Origin of the sequence: Acidovorax sp. SUPP3334 (genome assembly GCF_030159055.1) — a bacterium.
In the GTDB taxonomy this organism is placed as follows: domain Bacteria; phylum Pseudomonadota; class Gammaproteobacteria; order Burkholderiales; family Burkholderiaceae_C; genus Paracidovorax.
Map to the genome: position 1 here is coordinate 1 of NZ_BQXQ01000051.1, position 20816 is coordinate 20816.

Genomic DNA, 20816 nt, shown 5'->3' on the forward strand with positions numbered 1-20816 from the left:
CCTTTATTTGCGTCTGCTCGCGCTGCTGGCCGAGCCGCCCATGGCGCTTGCCGCGAGGCCGCGAGAAGGAAAGCCTGGCTTACTCAGATTGGCTTGAAGCGGGTGGCGAATTTTGCAGGGCCGACTAACCAGGCGAACAGGACGGTTGCTCTGCGCACCACGCGGGACGGGGTAACGGGTTTCATCTTGCGACCTTAACCCCTGACGGCACCACCTCAAGTAAACAAGGTAGCGGGCGATTCGAACGGTGCCAGCTGGTGTGGCGGTGTACCAAGGGTGCAATAGTGCGGCGTTGGCTCGGATTCAAAAATCGGCGCGCAAGCAACCGCCAGGGTGGTCAGAGAGCCGGCCCGGCGTTGATCAAGCTCTGGCGATTTGTGCCGCAATCGCCTCGCCCACCTGCGTGGTATTGGCCGTGCCACCCAAGTCCGGCGTCTTCGGCCCGGTCTTGATGACCTCCTCGATCGCCGCCACGATGGCATCGTGCGCCTGCCTTCCCGCGCCCTGGCCTTGAGTGAGAAAGTCCAGCATCAGCGCGCCCGACCAGATCATGGCGATGGGGTTGGCGATGTTTTGGCCATAGATGTCCGGCGCCGAGCCGTGCACGGGCTCGAACAGGCTGGGGAAGGTGCGCTCGGGGTTCAGGTTGGCCGAAGGCGCCAGGCCGATGGTGCCGGTGGTAGCGGGGCCCAGGTCAGAGAGGATGTCGCCGAACAGGTTGGTGGCGGCCACGACGTCGAAGCGCCCGGGCTGCAGCACGAAGCGCGCGGTGAGGATGTCGATGTGCTGCTTGTCCAGTGTGACCTCGGGGTAGCCCTGGGCGATGTCGTCGGCGCGGGCGTCCCACCAGGGCATGCTGATGGCGATGCCGTTGCTCTTGGTGGCGAGCGTCACGTGCTTCTTGGCGCGGCTTTGGGCCAGGTCGAAGGCGAACTTGAGCAGGCGGTTGGCGCCGTGGCGGGAGTACACCGATTCCTGGATGACGATCTCGCGGTCGGTGCCCTCGTACATGATGCCGCCCAGCGACGTGTATTCGCCTTCGGTGTTCTCGCGCACGACGAAGTAGTCGATGTCGCCGGGCTTTCTGCCGGCCAGCGGACAGGGCACGCCTTCGAACAGGCGCACGGGGCGCAGGTTGATGTACTGGTCGAACTCGCGGCGGAACTTGAGCAGCGAGCCCCACAGGGACACGTGGTCGGGCACGGTGGCGGGCCAGCCGACGGCGCCGAAGAAGATGGCGTCCACGCCCGAGAGCTGCGCCTTCCAGTCGTCGGGCATCATTTTTCCGTGGGCGGCGTAGTAGTCGCAGCTGGCCCAGTCGATGGTGCGGCATTGCAGCTCGAAGCCGAAGCGCTCGGCGGCGGTGTGGATGGCGCGAAGGCCTTCGGGCATGACTTCCTTGCCGATGCCGTCGCCGGGAATGACGGCGATTTGGTAGGTGGTTTTGCGCATGGTGTCTTTCATTGAAAAGGGTGCGGCGGGTGCCGGGTGAGGGCATTGTTCGGCAGCCCTCCGCAAAATACAATCCGCCGCCTGTGGTCTCATTCTTCACACTTCGTGCATAACAAAATCCCTTCCAGCGACGACTTGCGCGTGTTCACGGTGGTGGTGCGCAAATCCAGCTTCGGCGAGGCCGCGACCGAGCTGGGTACGTCGCCCGCGTATGTGAGCAAGCGCATTCGCCTGCTGGAGGAAGACCTGGCGGTGAAGCTGCTGCACCGCACCACGCGCCGCGTGGTGGTGACGGAGGAGGGCGAGCGCGTCTTTCACTGGGCGCAGCGCATCCTGGACGATGTGGACCAGTTGCTGCAGGAGGTGGCGGTCACGCGCCGCGAGCCGCGCGGCCTGCTGCGGGTGAGCTGCAGTTTCGGGTTCGGGCGGCGCATCGTGGCGCCGGCGCTGTCTCGGCTGGTGGAGCGGCACCCCGGCCTGCAGGTGCGACTGGAGGTGTTCGACCGGCTGGTGGACGTGGCGGGCGAGGGGTTCGACCTGGACGTGCGCGTGGGCGACGAGATCGCGCCGCACCTCATCGCGCGGCGGCTGGCCGATAACCACCGGGTGCTGTGCGCGGCGCCCACCTATCTGGCGCGCCATGGCATGCCGCGCACGCTGGCCGATCTTTCCAGCCACGACTGCCTGGTGATCAAGGAGCGCGACCATCCATTCGGCGTGTGGCGCCTGCGCAGCGGTGGGGCGGAGCAGTCGGTGAAGGTACGCGGCCCGCTGTCGGCCAACAACGGCGAGATGGCGGTGCAGTGGGCCATCGATGGGCGCGGCATCGTGCTGCGGTCGCTGTGGGATGTGGGCGCCAGCCTGGGCACAGGCCAACTGGTGCGGGTGCTGCCGGATTGGCAGCAGGAGGCCAACGTGTGGGCGGTGTACCCGACGCGGCTGGAGCGGTCGGCGAAAGTACGGGTGTGCGTGGAGTTCTTGCAGGAACACCTGCGCGGCGAATGGGCGAGCGGCCGTGGCGGCGAGGGGGGCGAAGCCGGCCCTGGCGGGGGCGGTGGTGCCGTTGGTGCCTTTGGTGCCGTTGGCGATGGTGCGGCGGTCGCCGCTGTGGGTCGAGGCGACGTGGCGCAGGGGTGATGAAAGAGTGGCGGGGTGCGGTGCGCTGGCACCCGGCTGTCGAAGCGCTAAAGGCATCGCGCTGCAGGCCCGCAACCGGCGAAACCGCAGGCCGCGAGCCATCGAAAAAAGGGCGCGCATTGCACGCGCCCTCTGGGTGCTTTCAGCCGGCCAGCGCGGCTTTCACGGCGGCGGACACTTGGCCCATGTCGGCCTTGCCGGCCAGGCGGGTCTTGACCACGCCCATGACCTTGCCCATGTCGCCGGGGCCTGCGGCGCCCAGTTCGGCCACGATGGCTTTGACGGCGGCCAGGGTTTCTTCGGACGACATGCGCTCGGGCAGGTAGCCCTGCAGCACGGCCATTTCAGACTTTTCCTTGTCGGCGAGGTCCTGGCGGCCCGCGCCTTCGAAGGCGGTGATGGAGTCTTTGCGCTGCTTGATGAGCTTGTCCACGATGGCGACCACGGCGGCGTCGTCGTCCAGGGAGATGCGTTCGTCGACTTCCTTTTGCTTGATCGCGGCCTGCAGCAGGCGGATCGTGCCCAGGCGCTCGCTGTCCTTGGCGCGCATGGCGGTCTTCATGTCTTCGGTGATCTTTTCTTTGAGGCTCATGTTCTTCTCCGGTCAACAAGGGGTGGACGGGCGGGGCGGGCTTTGCCCCAAACGAAAAAACCCGCGCTTGGCGTCCCTAGCGCGGGTTTTGCGGCGGTGAGGCCGGCGGGTATCCCTGGATCAGTACAGCTTCTTGGGCAGCTGCATGCTGCGAACGCGCTTGTAGTGGCGCTTGACGGCGGCAGCCTTCTTGCGCTTGCGCTCTGCGGTGGGCTTCTCGTAGAACTCACGGGCGCGCAGGTCGGTCAGCAGGCCGAGCTTTTCGATGGTGCGCTTGAAGCGGCGCAGGGCGACGTCAAAGGGTTCGTTTTCTTTTACGCGGATGGTGGTCATTAGCTAATGGTTTTCCAAAATGTGCCCACAGAGGGACTCCAGGAGATCGGGCCTGAATGCCATGTGTAGCGAGAGTTCCCCGTCTGTAACTAGTATTGGCCGACGGGGTATTGCCAGCAAAGCCGAAGATTATAGCCCCGTAATCCGGCCTGTCGATGGCCGCGTGGCGGGCACGTTGTAGCCAGACAAGGCGTTCTGCCGCAGCACGCTACGACTTCTACGAGGTGATCGGCGAAGACCTGGGTTTTTTTGCTGGAAGAGGCGGGCGAGCCGCCGCTGGGCCTGCGCATCGCCCGCACGCTGCAGGACAAGGAGTCTTGGCAGGGCCAGGTGCGGTTTCGGCGCCGCTCGGGCGAGACCTATCCGGCCTGGCTCATGGTGTCGGCCGTTCGCGAGGGCGGCAAGGGCGGGGCGGTGGCCCACCACATCGACATCGACATCGCCGACCGCAAGCGCAACGAAGAGCGCATCCAGTTCCTGGCCCACCACGACGTGCTCACCGAACTGCCCAACCGCTCGCTGTGCGTGCAGCGCCTGAGGCTGGACCTGGCAGGCCCGTCCGCCGGCTGCTCCAGCCGCGCCCGCCGTGCCTGGACTGGAGCGAGCGCCGCCCGCACCTGGCCGGTCGCCTGGGCGCGCTGGTGTGCGCGCACTGCCTGGACCAGGGCTGGCTGCTGCGCCGCGAAGGCTTGAGGGCCCTCGCCATCAGCCCGCCCGGCGCCGCCGCGCTGCGCGACTGGCTGGGCACCGCGCGATGGAGTGCGGTGGTGGCGCAAGGCTCGCCGGGCGGTTGACCAGGCCGGGCCGGGTGGCGATCCGGTGCCCTCTTGCCCGGCCTGCCCGGCCTGCCCGGCCTCCGTTCCTGGATTTTTTAGGCGCCAGGCAGCGCCTGCGCACAGGCGTGCGCGCTGGCCCAGGCCCACTGGAAGTTGTAGCCCCCCAGCCAGCCGGTCACATCGACCACTTCGCCGATGAAGTACAGCCCCGGCTGGGCCTTGGCCTCCATGGTCTGCTGCGACAGCGCGCGCGTGTCCACGCCGCCCAGCGTCACTTCGGCCTTCTTGTAGCCCTCGGTGCCGGTGGGCACCAGTTCCCAGCGCGACAGCCGCTCGGCCAGCCGCGCCAGCGCCTTGTCGGAGGCCTCGTTGATGGGCCGCTGCCAGTCCGCGTCCTGCTGCACCCAGGTGTCGGCCAGCCGGCTGGGCACCAGCGCGGCCAGTTCGTTGGCGACGAGCTTGCGCGAGCGGGCCTTGCCCTGCGCGAGCAGCGCGGGCAGGTCGGTGCCCGGCGCGAGGTGGACGGACAGCGGCTGCCCTTCCTGCCAGTAGCTCGAAATCTGCAGCACCGCCGGGCCCGACAGGCCCCGGTGCGTGAACAGCAGGTCTTCATGGAAAGCCATGCGTGCCTTCTTGGCGCCCGTGGCGATCTCCACCGGCAGCGCCAGGCCGGCCAGTTGCGCATAGGGCGCCCAGGCATCGCCGTCGAAGGTCAGCGGCACCAGGCCCGGCCGGCGCTCGACGAGCGCAATGCCGAACTGCTGCGCCAGCCGGTAGCCGAAGTCGGTCGCGCCGATCTTGGGGATCGACAGGCCGCCCGTGGCCACCACCACGCTGCGCGCCAGTACGGGACCGCGATCGGTATCAATTTGATAGCAGGATGCCCTAGTGGAATCTGTGCTGGAGGCCGAAAAGACCACATTTTTCACCCGGCACGGCTGCCAGCGCTGCACGCCGCCCGCCGCGCATTCGGCCAGCAGCATCTGGATGATGTCCTCCGCCGAGCGGTCGGCGAAGAGCTGGCCCTTGTGCTTTTCGTGGTGGGCGATGCCGTGCCTGTCCATCAGCGCGATGAAGTCGGCCGGCGTGTAGCGCGACAGCGCCGAGCGGCAGAACTGCGGGTTCTGCCCCACGAAGTGCTTGTGCGGCGCGGCCGGGTCCAGGTCGCGGTTGGTGAAGTTGCAGCGCCCGCCGCCCGAGATGCGGATCTTCTCGGCCACCTTCTCGGCGTGGTCGATCAGCAGCACCGAGAGGCCGCGCTGGCCCGCCTGCGCGGCGCAGAACAGGCCGGCTGCGCCCGCACCGATGACGACCGCGTCGAACCGCTGCGCGCCGTTCGCTGCATCCATGGTGGCCACTAGCCCTTCCACGTGAACGGAAACTTGAGCTGCTTCATGAACCCGTTGGGCACGTAGTCGCCCAGCACGCCGTAGTGCTCGGGCCAGAGCCTGGTGCTTTTCACCGCCGTGCCGAAGGCGTAGTCGATGAAGGCGAAGTGCGCGGCGTAGTTCTTGTCCAGCGCCTCCTGGTCCTGGCTGTGGTGCCAGTGGTGGAAGTTGGGCGTGACGATCAGGTAGCGCAGCGGCCCCAGGCGCACGCTCACGTTGGCATGGTTGAACACCGCCTGGAAGCCCACGATCACGATGTACGCGTCGATCACCTCCTTGGAAAAGCCCAGCACGTAGATCGGCGCCAGCACCAGCGTGCGGGTGATCAGCAGCTCCAGGATGTGCTGGCGCGAGCCGGCCATCCAGTCCATGCTCTTCACGCTGTGGTGCACCGCGTGCAGGCGCCACAGGGTGGGCACCTCGTGGTAGGCGCGGTGCGTCCCGTACTGCACCAGGTCGGCCACCAGCACGATGAGGAACAGCGCCACCCAGAAGTTCAGCCCCTGCACCCAGCCGCGGATGCCGTCGCTCGCGGCCCAGCCGAAGAACTTGTGCACCATGAGGTTGGTGGCCAGCAGCACGAAGCCCACCACCATGTGGTTCACGATGAAGTGGTGGAGATCGGTCTGCCACTCGGCGCGGAACACCGGCTGGTTGCGCCGCAGCGCGAACAGCTTTTCGATGAAGATGAAGATCAGCGCGCTGCCCAGCAGGTCGAGGATGAACCAGTCCAGCCCGATGTACGGCGTGTTGTCCGCGAAGTCGTGCACCGGCACCTTGTGCCCGCCCAGCAGCGCGGTGGACACCACCAGCAGGAAGGCCGCCGCCGACAGCCAGCGCGAGCGGTTGAGCAGCATGTTGACCAGGGAGGTGCCGCCCGCCGCCACCAGCGCGGCCAGCATGATCATGCGGATCACGTCCACGTTGTAGCTCTTGCGCAGCTCCGGCGTGGTGAGGTACTGCGGCAAGTGGAAGGCCAGCACCCCCAGCATGCACAGGATGGCCAGCGACAGGGCGATGACGCCCGAGACCAGGCCGCGGCCGGTGCGAAGTTCGCCATGGCTGGCGGTGAGTTCATTGAGTTTGTCGAGCATTTTTTTCCGGGCGGGAACGCCGGGCGCGAGTGTAGCGAAGCCGCATCATCGGCCTGTAACCGCCCACGCAAGGCGCGTTCCACGGCGCCGCGCGCTCCTAGAATCGCGCGCCATGACCATCAACCTTCCGGCCAACCAGCTCAGCATGACCGTGCTGATGTCCCCCGACATGGCCAACTTCTCGGGCAACGTGCATGGCGGCGCGGTGCTGCGGCTGCTGGACCAGGTGGCCTACGCCTGCGCCACGCGCTACTCCGGCTGCTACGCCGTCACGCTCAGCGTGGACCAGGTCACCTTCCTGCAGCCCATTCACGTGGGCGAGCTGGTCACCTTCCTGGCCTGCGTGAACTACACCGGCAACTCGTCGATGGAAGTGGGCATCAAGGTGGTGGCCGAGAACATCCGCACCCAGGTGGTGCGCCACGTCAACAGCTGCTTTTTCACCATGGTGGCCGTGGACGAAGACCGCAAGCCCGTCGCCGTGCCGCCGCTGTCGCCCTCCACGGCGGACGAACGCCGCCGCTGGGAGGCCGCGCTGCTGCGCAAGGCCCTGCGCAAGGAGCAGGCCGAGCGCTTCGAGCAGGTGCGGCTGGCGGCGGCGGGGCAAGTCGCCGCCTGACGGGGCAGGCCACCGGCGCGTCGGCCTTTGCGCTGGCTGGCACAGCGCTTCGCATCGCGGCCGCACGCCACCGGGCCGGCTGCCCACCATGCCCCCCACCGCCCGCCAGGGGCGGTTTGGAAAAAAGGGAGCGAGCCATGAAAACGACCGATCGGATCGGGCCCGGCGCCAGCGGCGCTGCGCGCCCGGCATACCCCGCAAAACCCGCGGAACCCGCTGAAACCACGGCTGCCACGGCAGCCACGGCAGCCACGGCGGCCCCGCAGCCACCCCGCCGTGCGCGCAGCGTGGAGCCACCCTCCGGCATGCCGGTGGACGCAAGGGCCCGCGCTCCAGGCGGCGAGACCCGCGCCTCGGGTGCGACGCGGCGCAGGACCGATGCCGCGGACTTGCCGCCGGTGGGGCCGCAGCGGCCCAACGCGGCGGCGCCGCGCCGGGCGCGCTCGGCGTCGCCGGACGGCCGCACGCCGCACGCGGACGGCCCCATGCCCCTCGCGCAATTGGTGGGCGGGGCCACCGCCGAGCGGCTGGATCGCAGCTGGGGCACCCTGCAATCGGCCCGCATCAAGAACGGCCACCCGCAGATCCATGCCTGGGAAGATGCCTTGCACCCGCAGCGCGTCTCCGTGCCGCTGCGCAACCCGCGCGGCGTGCGGCTGCAGGAGGTGCTGGATCTGCAAGCCATCCGGGATGGAACGCCGGTCCTGTGGTCGATCGGCATGGGCGCCACGCTGTACCTGGGGCCGCACACGCAGGTCGAGACGCCCGCCCCCGGGCCCGGGGGCAAGGCGCACCGGCTGGGGCACCCGTCGCTCGTCGCGGGAACCAGGGACGAAACGACGGGTGACTGGTGGGGCAAGCAGGCCCGCATCTCGGGCGAGCTGCTGTGGGACGCCGCCCGCCAGAAATTCTTCATCACCAACCAGTCGGGGCGCTACTCCAGGCACCCGGACCGCGGGGCCGATCAGATGGCCCGTGTGGCGCAGCACTTCAAGGACGGCGGGATGGAGGTGGAGGTGCGGCCCATCGGGGGCGCGTGATGGGGGCTTGCATCACCACCACGCCCATCACTGCATCACTGCGCACCAGTGCGCTTCGGTGACCGCAGCGCGCGTCAGCCGCCTGCCGTGTTGCGCAGCGCAGGCGCCGTAGTGTCCGCGCCGCGGCCACCCCTGGCCGCCGCCACGCCGCTCACCACATCCCCCACCACGATCACCGAGGGGCTGGCGAGCTGCTCGCGCTCGATGGTGGCGTGCAACTCGCCCAGCGTGGTGACGGCGTGCCGCTGCTGCGGCAGGCTCACGTGCTGAATGACGACCACGGGGGTGCTGGCGGGCAGGCCGGTGAGCAGCTCCTGCTGGATGTGCGCGGCGCTGCTCACGCCCATGTAGATGACCAGGGTGAGGCGCGCGGTGCGTGCCGTGGCGGCCAGCTGGCGCCAGTCGGTGCCGCTGTCGCCGGGCTTGGCGTGGCCGGTGACGAACACCACGCCGTGCGCGTGCTCTCGGTGGGTGAGGGGCGTGCCCAGCAGCGTCATGCCGGCCAGGCCCGCGGTGATGCCGTTGACCACCTGCACGTCGATGCCGGCCGCGCGCAGGTGCTCGACCTCTTCGCCGCCGCGCCCGAAGATGAACGGGTCGCCGCCCTTCAGGCGCACGACGTTCTCGCCCTCGTTCACGGCCATGACCATGAGCTTTTCGATGAAGGCCTGGGGCGTGCTCTTGCAGCCGCCGCGCTTGCCCACATGGACGACGCGCGCGCCGGGCGGGGCCATGGCCACGATCTCGTCGCTCACCAGGTCGTCCACCATCAGCACGGTCGCGGCCTGGATGGCTTTCAGCGCCTTGATGGTGAGCAGCTCCGGGTCGCCCGGGCCGGCGCCGACCAGCGTGCAGCGGCCCGGCGGCATGCCTGCGAACGCGGGGGTGGATGGGTAGGTCATGGGTTGGTCTCCAAAGGGATCTGTCCAGCCAGACGCAAGATGTGTTCCACCTGGCGGGACAGCGGCGCGGGCACCGGCAGCGCGCCGTCGAGCACCTGCCGCGTGTAGTGGGCGGTGGCGTCCACGTCGATCTCCAGGGGCAGGCCGGGCACTTCGCTGGCGGTGCCCGGCTGCTGCTCGTCCCACACATGGTGCGTGCCGGCGATGAAGGCGTCGTAACGGGGCGTTCGGCGCGGGTCGGCGGCCACTTCGCCCTCCAGCCCGCGCGAGAGCAGGGCGTTCATGCCCAGCGCGCCGAACGTGGCGTGCAGCATGTCCTGGTACTCGGGGTGGGTGTAGGCGGTGACGACCAGCGCCGGGCCGGCGCAGGGGTTCATGAGTTTGACGACGCTGTGGCCCGGGTTGCGCAGGCCGACCACTTCGCGCGCGGCCAGCAGGCGGGCGAGACCGGGGTGCAGGGCTTCGGTGCGAATGTGGGCTACGGTGCCGTTTGCTATCTTTTCAGGAGCACTCAGGGCAGGTATTCCTAGGGCGCCGAGCACATCCGATGCCAGAACCCGCCGCGCCTCGGTGCGCATGCCGTGCAGCAGCACGGGCAGGCCCTCGCGCGCCAGCAGCAGCGCCAGCAGCGGGGTGAGCACGGGCAGCTTGCGCGCGCCGTTGTAGCTGGGCAGCACGACCACGGGCCGGTCGCTGGCGGGCAGGCGGGCCAGGCGGGCGTGGGTGGCGTCGAGAAAGCCGCACATCTCCTCGGCGGTCTCGCCCTTGATGCGCATGGCGATGCAGAAGGCGCCGATCTCCAGGTCGGTGACCTGGCCGTCCAGCACCTGGCCGAACAGATCGTTGGCCTGCTCGCGACCGATGGCGCGGGCGCCGCGCGCGCCGCGGCCGAGGTCCTTGAGGTATTGGCTGATGCCCATGGCGTGGGGTTTTTCTGGCGGATCGAAGGGGACCGGATTCTCCCGCACTTCTGCCAACTTTTGGTTATATGGAGAGGGCCGCCGCCGGGGGCTGCGGGGCGGCCGGCGCCAGTGGCCCGGTGGCGCGCACCATGCGCTTGAGCTCGGGCACGCACGAGCCGCACTGGGTGCCGCAGCGCAGCGCCCCTTGCAGCTGCGCGAGCCGGTCGGCATCGGTGCCGTGGCACTGCGCCAGGTGGGCGGCGATGGCGGCATCGGTCACGTTCAGGCAGGTGCACACGGGCTTGCCGCGCGACTGCACGGCCTGCGCGCCGGAGGGCGCCTGAGCGCCGGGCACCAGCAGCAGGCGGCCGTAGCCTTGGGCGGGCAGCTCTTCCTGCAGCAGGGTCTTGAGCCAGACCTCGGCCCGCGTGTCGCCGGCCAGCAGCATGCCGGCCAGCAGGGTGTCGCCGCCCTGGCGCTCCATGCGCAGCGCGCGGCGCTGGCCGCGGCGCCGGTCGGCGTAGCGCAGGGTTTCGGCGCTGGCCAGGCCCAGCAGGGCCTCGATGCGTTCGAGCAGCGCATCGGGCGCGGCCTCGTGCCCGGCGGCGCGCAGCAGCACGCCGTGGCGCTCGCGGCCGGGGCTGGCCAGGGGCGCGTTGTTGCTGAAGGGCACGCAGCTGGCGAAGGGCAGGGCGGGCATCAGCGCGGCCAGCGCCTCGCGCGTGGCCAGTGCGCTGTCGGCCGGCAGCCAGGCCATGGCGAGCAGCCGCCAGGGCAGCTCGGCTTTCAAAATCTTGACCGCGGTGTGCTTGAGTTCGGGCTGCTTGGAGGTGGGGCAGAACGCCGGCGTGGTGAGCGCGTTCACGCCCGCCAGCGGCGTGCCGGTGGACGATTGCCCGCTCAGGTATTCGCTGCCCCAGTGCATGGCGATGAAGGCCTGCGACAGGCCCACGTCGGTGCTGCCCTGCACCGGCACCACGATGGCGCCGCGCGCGCTGGTGACGTGCACCAGGTCGCCATCGGCCAACTGGCGGCGCGCCATGTCCTGCGGGTGCATCTGCACGCTGGGCTCGGCGACGTGGCCGAACAGGCGGCCCAGCGTGCCGGTGCGGCTCATGCCGTGCCACTGGTCGCGCAGGCGGCCGGTCGTCAGGCTGAACGGGTAGCGCGCCTGGCGTGGCTCGGCCACGGGCTGCCAGGCGTTGGCGGCGAAGCGCGCGCGGCCATCGGCGGTGGGGAACACGCCGTCTTCGTACAGGCGCGCCTTGCCCAGCGGGCGGGGCGGGGCCGAAGGGCCGGCATCGGTGCCTGCATCGGCGCGGTCTGCCTCGGTGCCGGCGGCGCCGGCCGGGCAGGGCCATTGCTGCGGGCCTTGCGCGTCGAGCAGCGCCCATGACAGGCCGGTGATGTCCAGGTCGCGCCCGCGCGTCGTTTCGCGGTGCTCGTTCCACACGGCCTCGGCGCCGCGCTCGGCCTCGCCGTCGCCGGTGGCATACGGAAAAAGCGTGGGCGCGCCCGGCCGCAGCCGCGCCTCCAGCCGCTGGGCGAACTGCACGGCGATGGCCCAGTCGTGGCGCGTGTCGCCGGGCGCGGGCACGGCGGGGCGCACGCGGGAGATGCGGCGCTCGCTGTTGGTCACCGTGCCGGTCTTCTCGCCCCAGGTGGTGGCGGGCAGCAGCAGGTCGGCGTACTGCGCGGTGGCGGTGGTGGCGAAGGCCTCCTGCACCACCACGAACTCGGCGCGCTCCAGCGCGCGGCGCACGGTGGCCTGGTCGGGCAGGCTCTGCGCCGGGTTGGTGCAGGCGATCCACAGCGCGCGGATCTCGCCATCGGCCGCGGCCTGGAACATCTCCACGGCGGTCTTGCCGGGCACGCTCGGCACGCCGGGCACGCCCCACAGCGCGGCCACCTCGGCGCGGTGCTGCGGGTTGGCGAGATCGCGGTGGGCCGACAGCAGGTTGGCCAGGCCCCCCACCTCGCGCCCGCCCATGGCGTTGGGCTGCCCGGTGAGCGAGAACGGCCCCGCGCCCGGTCGGCCGATCTGCCCCGTGGCCAGGTGCAGGTTGATGAGCGCGGCGTTCTTGGCCGTGCCGCTGGTGCTCTGGTTCAGGCCCTGGCAGTAGAGGCTGAGCGTGGGCTGGCGCGCGGCACCTGCACCTGCACCTGCACCTGCACCGATGCCGGCGAACCAGCGCGCGGCGGTGGCGAGTTGGGCCTCGGTGATGCCGCACACCTGGGCCACGCGGGCGGGCGTGCAGTCGCGCACCAGGCTCTTGAGCGCGTCGAAGCCGGTCGTGTGCGCGGCGATGTAGCCGGCATCCACCCAGCCCTCCCACAGCATGAGGTGCAGCATGCCGTGGAACAGCATGACGTCGCTGCCCGGCTGGATGGGCAAAAACAGATCGGCCAGCCCGGCGGTTTCGGTGCGGCGCGGGTCGGCCACGATGATCTTCATGCCCGGGTTGGCGGCCTTGGCGTCTTCGATGCGGCGAAACAGGACGGGGTGCGCCCAGGCCGTGTTGCTGCCCACGATGAAGAGGCACTGCGCGTGCTGCACGTCGTCGTAGCAGGTGGGCGGCGCATCGGCGCCGAGCGTGGCCTTGTAGCCGGCCACGGCGCTGCTCATGCACAGGCGCGAATTGGTGTCGATGTTGTTGGTGCCGATGAGGCCCTTGGCGAGCTTGTTGAAGACGTAGTAGTCCTCGGTGAGGAGCTGGCCGGAGACGTAGAAGCCCACGGCGTTGGGGCCGTGCTGCGCGATGGTGTCGGCGAATTGCTGCGCGGCGATGTTCAGCGCCGTGTCCCAGCCGATGGGGTGGGGCTTGTCGCTGCGGTAAGTGCGGTGCTGGGGGGTGAGGAGCCGGGTCTGGAGGGTGACGGGGCTCGTGGCGGTGAGGTGGAGGGTGGAGCCCTTGGTGCACAGGCGGCCGAAGTTGGCGGGGTGGGTGGGGTCGCCTTTGACGTTCGTGATCTGCGCGCCGGTGGATTCGATGATCACGCCGCAGCCTACGCCGCAGTAGGGGCAGGTGGATTGGGTTTGGGTCATGGCGTGATTTTTGGTTAACTTTTGATTGCTTTGCCTGCTGATTTTTTGGGGCTGGCGCTGATTTTGGTTAATTGCTGATTGGTTACGTTCCGGGGCCGGGTCTCGGCCCGGCGGCCGAGGTACTTTTCTTTGCTTCGCCAAAGAAACGTACCCAAAAGAAAGGCGACCCTACTGTCCGTGTCCCCTGCGCTGCGCTCCGGGGCAACCTGCGGTGCTCGCGGTTGGCGGGGTCCGCGCAAACTCGCTTCACTGCGTTGCGCTCAGACAGCGCGCGGCCCTTTTTCCGCCAGCCGCTGCGCTCCTCGGCACGGCCAGAAGGGAACCCTGCAGTCCGACATCCCACACGGGCCATCGCTGCGCTCGGCCAGGTGTGCGCGGCGCAACGCGCTCGCGCACCGAGGGCCGAGCGAAGCAATGGCCCGCCTGCTGAGTGCCCTTCTGGGTGCGCCGAGGAGCGCAGGGTGCGGGGTGGGCAGGTGTGCCGCAGGACACACCTGCTTCGTGAACTGACTCGCCGTGGTTGTCCGAGCGCAGCGCGCAGCGCGAAGCGAGTTCCACGGCGCACCCCGCACCCGAGCACCGCAGGTTGCCCGAAGCGCAGCGCAGGGACGCACCCAGCAGGGTCGCCTTTTCTTTGCTTACTTTCTTTTGGCGAAGCAAAAGAAAGTGAGTGCGCCGCCGGGCGCATACCCCGGCCCCGGAACACAAAGCCGCAGCAAGCGCAAACCAAGCCCATCACCACCCCTCAAACCCCAGACCCAACCAAACCCCGCTTCAACGGCCCTGCCACCGGCCGCACCAACTCCACCCCATGCCCCGCCAACTCCCCCGCATCCAAAAACACCTCCCCACCCTCCACCTTCACCGCAAACTTCGGCGTACACCCCTCATCCGGCGCCGAAGCCTGCCCATCGCACAACCCGATCGTCCAGTTGTGCAGCGGACACGCCACGCTCGTCCCGAACACGATCCCCTGCGACAGCGGCCCTCCCTTGTGCGGGCACCGGTCCAGCAGCGCGAACACCTCGTCCGCCCCGTTGCGGAACACCGCCACGTCCAGTCCCTGCGGCCGCGCCACGCGGCGCGAGCCCAGCACGGGAATGTCGTCCACGCGGCAGATGTATTTCCAGTCGCTCATGGCGGTTGCTCCTTGGGAATCGGGTGGGGTCATGGGGGTGTGCAGTGGCGATTGCGGGGCCGCGCTCATGGCGCGATGGCGGCGAACTGCCGCGTGTCCACGCGCGCTTCCTGAAAGTCGAACCACGGGTCGGGCTCGCCGTCCAGCGCGAACTGCAGCTGTTCCCACAGCGCGCGGCGGCCTTCGTGGTCTTCGAGGATGCGCTTTTTCACGTGGTCGAGGCCCACGCGGTTCACGTAGTGCACCGTGCGCTCAAGATACCAGCCTTCCTGGCGGTACAGCTCGCAGAAGGCGCCGGTGTACTCCAGCACCTCGGCCGCGGTCTTGAGCTTGGTGAAGAAGTGCGCCACCTCGGTCTTGATGCCGCCGTTGCCGGCGATGTACATCTCCCAGCCGCTATCGACGCCGATGATGCCCACGTCCTTGATGCCGCTTTCGGCGCAGTTGCGCGGGCAGCCGCTGACCGCGAACTTGACCTTGTGCGGGGCGTACATGCGCCACATCGCGCGCTCCAGGTCCTTGCCCATCTGCGTGCTGTCCTGCGTGCCCATGCGGCACCACTCGCTGCCCACGCAGGTCTTCACCGTGCGCAGGGCCTTGGCGTAGGCGTGGCCGCTGGGCATGCCGATGTCCTTCCACACGGCCTGCAGGTCTTCCTTCTTCACGCCCAGCAGGTCGATGCGCTGGCCGCCGGTCACCTTCACGGTGGGGATGTTGTACTTGTCCACCACGTCGGCGATGCGGCGCAGTTCGCTGGCCGTGGTCTCGCCGCCCCACATGCGCGGGATCACGCTGTAGGTGCCGTCTTTCTGGATGTTGGCGTGGCTGCGCTCGTTGATGGCGCGGCTTTGCGGGTCGTCCTTCGCTTCCTTGGGCCAGGTGCTGGTGACGTAGTAGTTCACGGCCGGGCGGCAGGTGGCGCAGCCGTTGGGCGTCTTCCATTCCATGAAGGCGAACGTGTCGCCGACGGACAGCAGCTTGTTGGCGCGGATCGCATCGCGCACGGCCTGGTGGCCGTGGTCGGTGCAGCCGCACACGGCTTTCGTCTTGGGCGTGGCGGAGTAGTCGCCGCCGGCCGTGAACATGATGATCTGCTCCACCAGGCCCGTGCACGAGCCGCAGCTGGCGCTGGCCTTGGTGTGCTTTTTCACGTCGTCCAGCGTGAACAGGCCCTTGTCCTTGATCGCCTTGCAGATCGCGCCCTTGGTCACGCCGTTGCAGCCGCACACCTCGTCGGTATCGGCCATGGCGGCGGCCTTGCTGTGGCCCTGGTGGCCCGCGTCGCCGATGTTGCTCTCGCCGAACATCAGCTTGTCGCGGATGTCGCCCACCGTGCGGCCGTCGCGCAGCAGCTTGAAGTACCAGCTGCCGTCCACCGTGTCGCCATACAGGCACGCGCCCACGAGCTTGTCGTCCTTGATGACCAGCTTTTTGTACACCCCGCCCCCCTCGGCGTAAGGGTCGCTCAGAACGATCTCCTCGGTGCCTTCGCCGCCCTGGAAGTCGCCCGCGCTGAACAGGTCGATGCCCGTCACCTTGAGCTTGGTCGAGGTGAGCGAGCCCTGGTAGCGCCCGATGCCGAACTCCGCCAGGTGGTTGGCCAGCACCTTGCCCTGCTCGAACAGCGGCGCCACCAGCCCGTAGGCGATGCCACGGTGCGCGGCGCACTCGCCCACGGCGTAGATGCGCGCATCGGTCGTGGTCTGCAGCGTGTCGCTCACCACGATGCCGCGGTTGACGTGCAGGCGCATCGTTTCGGCCAGCTGCGTGTTGGGGCGAATGCCCACCGCCATCACCACCAGGTCGGCGGGCACCTCGGTGCCGTCCTTGAACCGCACGGCGGTGACGCGGCCGTCCGCCCCGCCCACCAGCTCCTGCGTCTGCGCCTTCATCAAAAACCGCATGCCGCGCTCGGCCAGCGACTTTTGCAGCATCTTGCCGGCCACGTCGTCCAGCTGGCGCTCCATCAGCCAGTCGCCCACGTGCACCACGCTCACCTGCATGCCGCGCTTCATCAGGCCATTGGCGGCCTCCAGCCCGAGCAGCCCGCCGCCGATCACGACCGCGTGCCGGTACCTGGCGGCCGCGTCGATCATGGCCTGCGTGTCGGCGATGTCGCGGTACGCCAGCACGCCCGAAAGTTGATTGCCCGGAATCGGCAGGATGAACGGGTTGGAGCCCGTGGCGAGGATGAGCCGGTCGTACTCCGCGCTGATGGCCTCGCCCGCCGCGTTGGTGGCATGCACCACGCGGCGCACGCGGTCCACTTCATGCACCGTGAAGCCCGTGTGCAGGTGAATGCCGTGCTCCTCGTACCAGGCCCAGTCGTTCAGGATGATCTCGTCGATGGTCTGCTCGCCCGCCAGCACGGGCGACAGCAGGATGCGGTTGTAGTTGGGGTGCGGCTCGGCGCCGAACACCGTGATGTCGTACAGGTCCGGGGCGATCTTGAGCAGCTCTTCGAGCGTGCGCACCCCGGCCATGCCATTGCCCACCATCACCAGCCTGGATTTTTTCATCGTGACCCCCAATGGGTGTTCGTGCCAAAAACAAAACAAAAAAGGCGTCCGCACAGAGCGCGGGCCGTTGGTTGTCAGCCTGCACATCGGTGGGGACGCCTTCGTCCTGGCCGCCCCGCATCCGCCATTGGAAGGGGCCAGCCATGTGACCGGCATTGGTCACGGGGTGGGTGTTGCAATGCGCGTGCCAGGTGAGGGCAGCGGTAGAGGGTTTGAATTAAATCGGCCTCTGGCGCATATGGTAGTAGGGGGTGTTGCTATTAATTATGTAGCATTTCAATTTGGTGCATGGCGCCAAGATGGTGCGCAGGCTATGGGGCGTCGCCCCAAAGGTCGAAAGGTTCGGATTCGCACTGAATTCTTCGTGATCGGTTATACGAAGAACTTCGCACCGCAGGGGTCGGGCCGTGGTCTAACGAATATCCTTCCGAAAATGCGATACGCAGGGAAAATGGTCTCTTTGAGAGGCCAAATTACTCGGGCGAGACAGGAGAGGGCATCGGCTGGAATGCCGGTAATTCTGAATATACGAATAACCGGCTGACAGAACTGCAAGCCACTTATGGTCACCCGCACGGCTGGGGCAAGCGGTACGAAAGTGATGAGAAATAAATGATAACAAAGGAGATGAATAATCTCCTTTTTTGAATGAATTCGGTTAGTCGCTCCTATAGCCGGAGTAGTGGTAGCTGGATCTTTTCGGTAAATCATGTTCAGCCCTCACCGAATTTTCGGAGGGCTGCCCTGTTTCTGAATACTTGTATTTCCCGATGCCCACCGCGCGCAACTCTTCTTTTCCGGAAGCTGTTTCTGGATCGCGGGAGTCATCGTAGGAGCCCTTCCAGGTACCGGCCATCATGTGTTTGGCATGTACCAGTTCATGCGCCAGCAAACTGACCTTGTCGCGATTGCTGGACGTTGGCCCTGTGGGGTCTCCATCCTGGTCCAGTCCCATGCTGGTTTGATGTGCTGTCCAGCTGACCACGACGCTGGATCCTTCATTGGGTCCTTGTTGAGTCTTGAGCGCATAGCGCCTCCCCGCAGTTTCTCTGATGTCCCGGAAACTGTTTAACGTTGGATGCCGTTCTCGCTGGTGTCCTGACAGGACTGGCTCAGCGGATGGCCCCGACGGAGAGGCTTTCATTTCATGGATGGTGACCTTGTGTCTCCTCTGGTTGCTCAGACTGACCAGATCATTGAGCAATTGGTTTCCAGTGCTACCAGATCCGAGGGTATCCAGATGCAGGTTAACCTCTGCATGGAATCTTTGCGAATCCCTATTGGAATCGTTGATGCTTTGGCTGTACACGCCCCGGTAATTTGTTTCGATTGGCATTGATTTTTAAAAAGTTTGGGAATTTCGATTTTTAAATCAAGCGGCTTTTTGAATTTGAAAAATATGCGAAATGATATTTAATTTTGCGAAATTTAAATTCTATGATTTATTCATATCGATTTATCATCTGCATTGAACTTTAAAAATCAAAATCCGGTTCTCGGCGCGTCGCTTCGGGTGCAGGACTTTCGCCGCCAGCGCCTACGCCCGTTGGGCACTGAGGATTAAAACGATGGCGTACCAAGCCATGGCAGCCCGCGTCGAGCCGCTGCCCACCCAGACCCCGAAATTCGAGACCGAGCGATGCCTGGTCGTCCTGCTCGGCCCCGACAAGGCGCGCGAGCTTCTGGCCGTGCTGCTGCAGGACGAGCTGCTGGCTTCGCAACTGCCCTGGATGGTGGAGAAATCCGCCGACGGCGCACGCAAGGAGGCGTTCCTGATCGGCCTGGAATGCGCGGCCGAGACCACGCTGGTGTGGGGCATCGTCGAGCGGGCGCGGGCCGCCTACATCGGTGCGGTCATTGCCCGCAGCACGATCGAGGGGCTGGACGTGGAGGTGCTCTGCGCCTCGCAGTTCTGGAACCAGGGCGTGGCCGACGAGGCCGGCGTGCCCGTGGCCGATTGGCTGCAAGAGCACGCCGCGGTCGAGCTGGTGCCGGCGGGCTGAGCGAGCCCCCTGCTGTCCGGCCAGGTTCCGGCGCATTGCGCCTTCTGCAAACCCCGCGCCCCGTGCGCCCGCTGGCCGGTGGCCTTCAGCGCAGCAGCGGGTCGTCCGCCGCGGCGCCTGCGGCCCAGCCGCCCCCCAGCACCTTGTACAGCGTGACCCGGTTCGTCTGCTCGGCCAGCAGCAGGGTGATCTGCGTCTGCTGCGCGGCGTACAGCGAGCGCTGCGCATCCAGCACCGTGAGGAAGCTGTCGGCCCCGAGCCGGTAGCGCGCGTCCGACAGGTCCAGCGCGCGCTGGGTGGCGTCCAGCAGCGAGCGCTGGGCGGCCAGGCGTTCGTCCAGCGTGGCGCGGTCGGCCAGCGCGTCGGACACTTCGCGAAACGCGGTCTGGATGGATTTTTCGTACTGGGCCAGTGCCGTGTCGCGCGCCACTTCGGCCACGCGCAGGTTGGCGTTGTTGCGGCCGGCGTCAAAGATCGGCAGGCGGATCTGCGGGGCGAAGCTCCAGGTGCCGTTGCCGCCGTCGAACAGGCCCGACAGCGCATTGCTGGCCGTGCCGATGGAGCCGGTGAGCGTGATGGACGGGAAGAACGCGGCGCGCGCCGCGCCGATGCTGGCGTAGCTGCCTTGCAGCGTGCGCTCGGCGGCGCGCACGTCGGGGCGGCGCAGCAGCACGCTGGAGGGCAGGTCGGCGGGCACGGCGAGCAACGCGGCGGCGGGCGTGGCGGGCACGATGGCGGTGCTGGTGTTGCGGGGGGCGCTGCTGCGCGCGGTGCTGTCGGCTGGAGGCGTTGCCGTTGCCGTTGCCGTTGCCGTTGCCGTTGCCGTTGCCGTTGCCGTTGCCGTTGCCGTTGCCGTTGCCGTTGCCGTTGCCGTTGCCGTTGCGGGCGCGGGCGCGGGCGCGGCATTCGCAGCGGCGGCCAGGGCCACGGGCGGCAGCAGGGCATCGGGCACGGCGGCGCCGACCAGCAGGGCCAGCGCGTTGCGGTCGCGCGCGACCTGGGCGGTGTAGGTGGCGACGTCGGCGCGCGCGGTGTCCACGGTGGTTTGCGTTTGGGCCAGGGTCAGGCCCGAGGTGGCGCCCAGCGCATGGCTGCGCTGCGTGAGGTCCAGCGACTGCTGGCGCGTGCGCAGCGTGTCGCGGGCCAGTTGCAGGCGGCGGCCATCGGCATCCAGGGTGAGCCAGGCGGTCACGGCCTCGGCCACCAGGCTCAACTGCACGCTGCGGCGGTTTTCGGCGGCGCGGAAAAACTCCTGCAGCGCGGCATCGTTCAAATTGCGCACGCGGCCGAAAAAGTCGATCTCGTAGCTGGCAAAGCCCAATTGCGCGCTGTATTGGCCACCCACGTTGGAGCGGCCGGCCGTGGTCAGGTCGTCGGCCGTGCGGCTGCGGCTGCCGGCGCCCGTGGCGTTCACGCCGGGAAACAGGTCGGCGCGCGAAACGCCGTACTGCGCCCGCGCCCGCTCGATGGCCAGCACGGCCACGCGCAGGTCGCGGTTGTTGGCCACGGCCATCTCGGCGATGGATTGCAGGCGGGGCTCTTGCAGGAAGGCGGCCCAGTCCAGCGGGCGCTCCAGCGGATCGGCAGGGGCCGCGTTGGCCGGTGTCTGCGCCGTGGCGGCGCCTGCGCCCGCGCCGGCCGCAACCCCGGCGCCTGCCAGGGCCGGGGGCACGCTGCCGGTGCCCAGCGTGGCCGGCACGGGCAGCGTCGGCGCCTCGTACGTCGGGGCCAGGTTGGTGCAGCCGGACAGGGCGGCGAGCGCCACGGTGGCCGCTGCCGCCCAGGCGATGGTCCGGTGCCGGTGCCGGGGGCGGGGCGTCGGCCGGGCCGCCATGGCGGCAAGGGTGGGCTGGCGCGTGGTCGTCATCGGGGCGG

Annotated in this window: 18 protein-coding genes; 6 read left to right on the top strand and 12 right to left on the bottom strand. The window is 68.1% G+C overall.

Going from position 1 to position 20816, the window contains the following annotated elements; genetic code table 11:
• Positions 1-360: 360 nt before the first annotated feature.
• Positions 361-1464: a tartrate dehydrogenase gene (locus tag AVHM3334_RS20955; RefSeq protein ID WP_284415432.1), complete on the bottom strand. Its 1104-nt coding sequence runs from the start codon at positions 1462-1464 to the stop codon at positions 361-363.
• A 105-nt stretch (positions 1465-1569) separates the two neighbouring features.
• Between AVHM3334_RS20955 and AVHM3334_RS20960 the strand changes: the two genes are divergently transcribed.
• Positions 1570-2589 (top strand): LysR substrate-binding domain-containing protein, encoded by a 1020-nt coding sequence (locus AVHM3334_RS20960; protein ID WP_284415450.1) that lies wholly within the window; start codon positions 1570-1572, stop codon positions 2587-2589.
• 142 nt (positions 2590-2731) lie between these two features.
• On the opposite strand, the gene AVHM3334_RS20965 is transcribed toward AVHM3334_RS20960, so the two are convergent.
• Together AVHM3334_RS20965 and rpsU are read right to left on the bottom strand one after the other, a co-directional pair.
• On the bottom strand, positions 2732-3181 hold the full coding sequence (locus AVHM3334_RS20965; protein WP_284415433.1) for a GatB/YqeY domain-containing protein: 450 nt from the start codon (positions 3179-3181) through the stop codon (positions 2732-2734).
• Positions 3182-3301: 120 nt separating this feature from the next.
• Positions 3302-3514 (bottom strand): 30S ribosomal protein S21, encoded by a 213-nt coding sequence (gene rpsU / locus AVHM3334_RS20970; protein ID WP_007833691.1) that lies wholly within the window; start codon positions 3512-3514, stop codon positions 3302-3304.
• A 249-nt stretch (positions 3515-3763) separates the two neighbouring features.
• Here rpsU and AVHM3334_RS20975 point away from each other — a divergent pair, with 249 nt between their 5' ends.
• A complete protein-coding gene (locus AVHM3334_RS20975) occupies positions 3764-4207 on the top strand; it encodes a hypothetical protein (RefSeq protein ID WP_502869961.1) in 444 nt (147 codons plus the stop codon).
• 178 nt (positions 4208-4385) lie between these two features.
• Here AVHM3334_RS20975 and AVHM3334_RS20985 read toward each other — a convergent pair whose 3' ends face one another.
• Positions 4386-5639: a BaiN/RdsA family NAD(P)/FAD-dependent oxidoreductase gene (locus AVHM3334_RS20985; protein ID WP_284415434.1), complete on the bottom strand. Its 1254-nt coding sequence runs from the start codon at positions 5637-5639 to the stop codon at positions 4386-4388.
• Between the two features lie 8 nt (positions 5640-5647).
• A complete protein-coding gene (locus AVHM3334_RS20990; protein ID WP_284415435.1) occupies positions 5648-6772 on the bottom strand; it encodes a sterol desaturase family protein in 1125 nt (374 codons plus the stop codon).
• 118 nt (positions 6773-6890) lie between these two features.
• Between AVHM3334_RS20990 and AVHM3334_RS20995 the strand changes: the two genes are divergently transcribed.
• Positions 6891-7391, top strand: coding sequence for an acyl-CoA thioesterase (locus AVHM3334_RS20995; RefSeq protein ID WP_284415451.1), 501 nt, complete (start codon positions 6891-6893; stop codon positions 7389-7391).
• A gap of 137 nt (positions 7392-7528) precedes the next feature.
• On the top strand, positions 7529-8431 hold the full coding sequence (locus tag AVHM3334_RS21000; RefSeq protein WP_284415436.1) for a hypothetical protein: 903 nt from the start codon (positions 7529-7531) through the stop codon (positions 8429-8431).
• 74 nt (positions 8432-8505) lie between these two features.
• On the opposite strand, the gene cobA is transcribed toward AVHM3334_RS21000, so the two are convergent.
• The 5 genes from cobA to nirB all read right to left on the bottom strand — a co-directional run bounded on the left by cobA (position 8506) and on the right by nirB (position 16938).
• Entirely contained in the window at positions 8506-9333 is an 828-nt protein-coding gene (gene cobA, locus AVHM3334_RS21005) for a uroporphyrinogen-III C-methyltransferase (RefSeq protein ID WP_284415437.1), read from the bottom strand.
• Positions 9330-10253, bottom strand: coding sequence for a DNA-binding protein YbiB (gene ybiB, locus AVHM3334_RS21010; protein WP_284415438.1), 924 nt, complete (start codon positions 10251-10253; stop codon positions 9330-9332). Before ybiB ends, cobA begins: the two co-directional genes overlap by 4 nt.
• Before the next feature lie 64 nt (positions 10254-10317).
• On the bottom strand, positions 10318-13281 hold the full coding sequence (locus AVHM3334_RS21015; protein WP_284415439.1) for a nitrate reductase: 2964 nt from the start codon (positions 13279-13281) through the stop codon (positions 10318-10320).
• Positions 13282-14026: 745 nt separating this feature from the next.
• The gene (gene nirD, locus AVHM3334_RS21020; protein WP_284415440.1) at positions 14027-14419 is read right to left on the bottom strand and encodes a nitrite reductase small subunit NirD; all 393 of its coding nucleotides are present in this window, start codon (positions 14417-14419) and stop codon (positions 14027-14029) included.
• A gap of 65 nt (positions 14420-14484) precedes the next feature.
• On the bottom strand, positions 14485-16938 hold the full coding sequence (gene nirB, locus AVHM3334_RS21025; RefSeq protein WP_284415441.1) for a nitrite reductase large subunit NirB: 2454 nt from the start codon (positions 16936-16938) through the stop codon (positions 14485-14487).
• Here nirB and AVHM3334_RS21030 point away from each other — a divergent pair.
• Positions 16901-17482 carry a hypothetical protein gene (locus AVHM3334_RS21030; protein WP_284415442.1) on the top strand — a complete coding sequence of 194 codons (582 nt, stop codon included), beginning with the start codon at positions 16901-16903 and terminating at the stop codon, positions 17480-17482. The genes nirB and AVHM3334_RS21030 overlap by 38 nt on opposite strands.
• A gap of 114 nt (positions 17483-17596) precedes the next feature.
• Here AVHM3334_RS21030 and xopG read toward each other — a convergent pair whose 3' ends face one another.
• Positions 17597-18274, bottom strand: coding sequence for a XopG/HopH/AvrPtoH family type III secretion system effector (gene xopG / locus AVHM3334_RS21035; protein ID WP_284415443.1), 678 nt, complete (start codon positions 18272-18274; stop codon positions 17597-17599).
• 232 nt (positions 18275-18506) lie between these two features.
• On the opposite strand from xopG, the gene AVHM3334_RS21040 reads away from it, so the two are divergent.
• A complete protein-coding gene (locus AVHM3334_RS21040; RefSeq protein ID WP_284415444.1) occupies positions 18507-18941 on the top strand; it encodes a GNAT family N-acetyltransferase in 435 nt (144 codons plus the stop codon).
• An 85-nt stretch (positions 18942-19026) separates the two neighbouring features.
• Here the strand turns inward: AVHM3334_RS21040 and AVHM3334_RS21045 are convergent, their stop codons facing one another.
• A complete protein-coding gene (locus AVHM3334_RS21045; protein WP_502869962.1) occupies positions 19027-20775 on the bottom strand; it encodes a TolC family protein in 1749 nt (582 codons plus the stop codon).
• Positions 20776-20816: the final 41 nt, after the last annotated feature.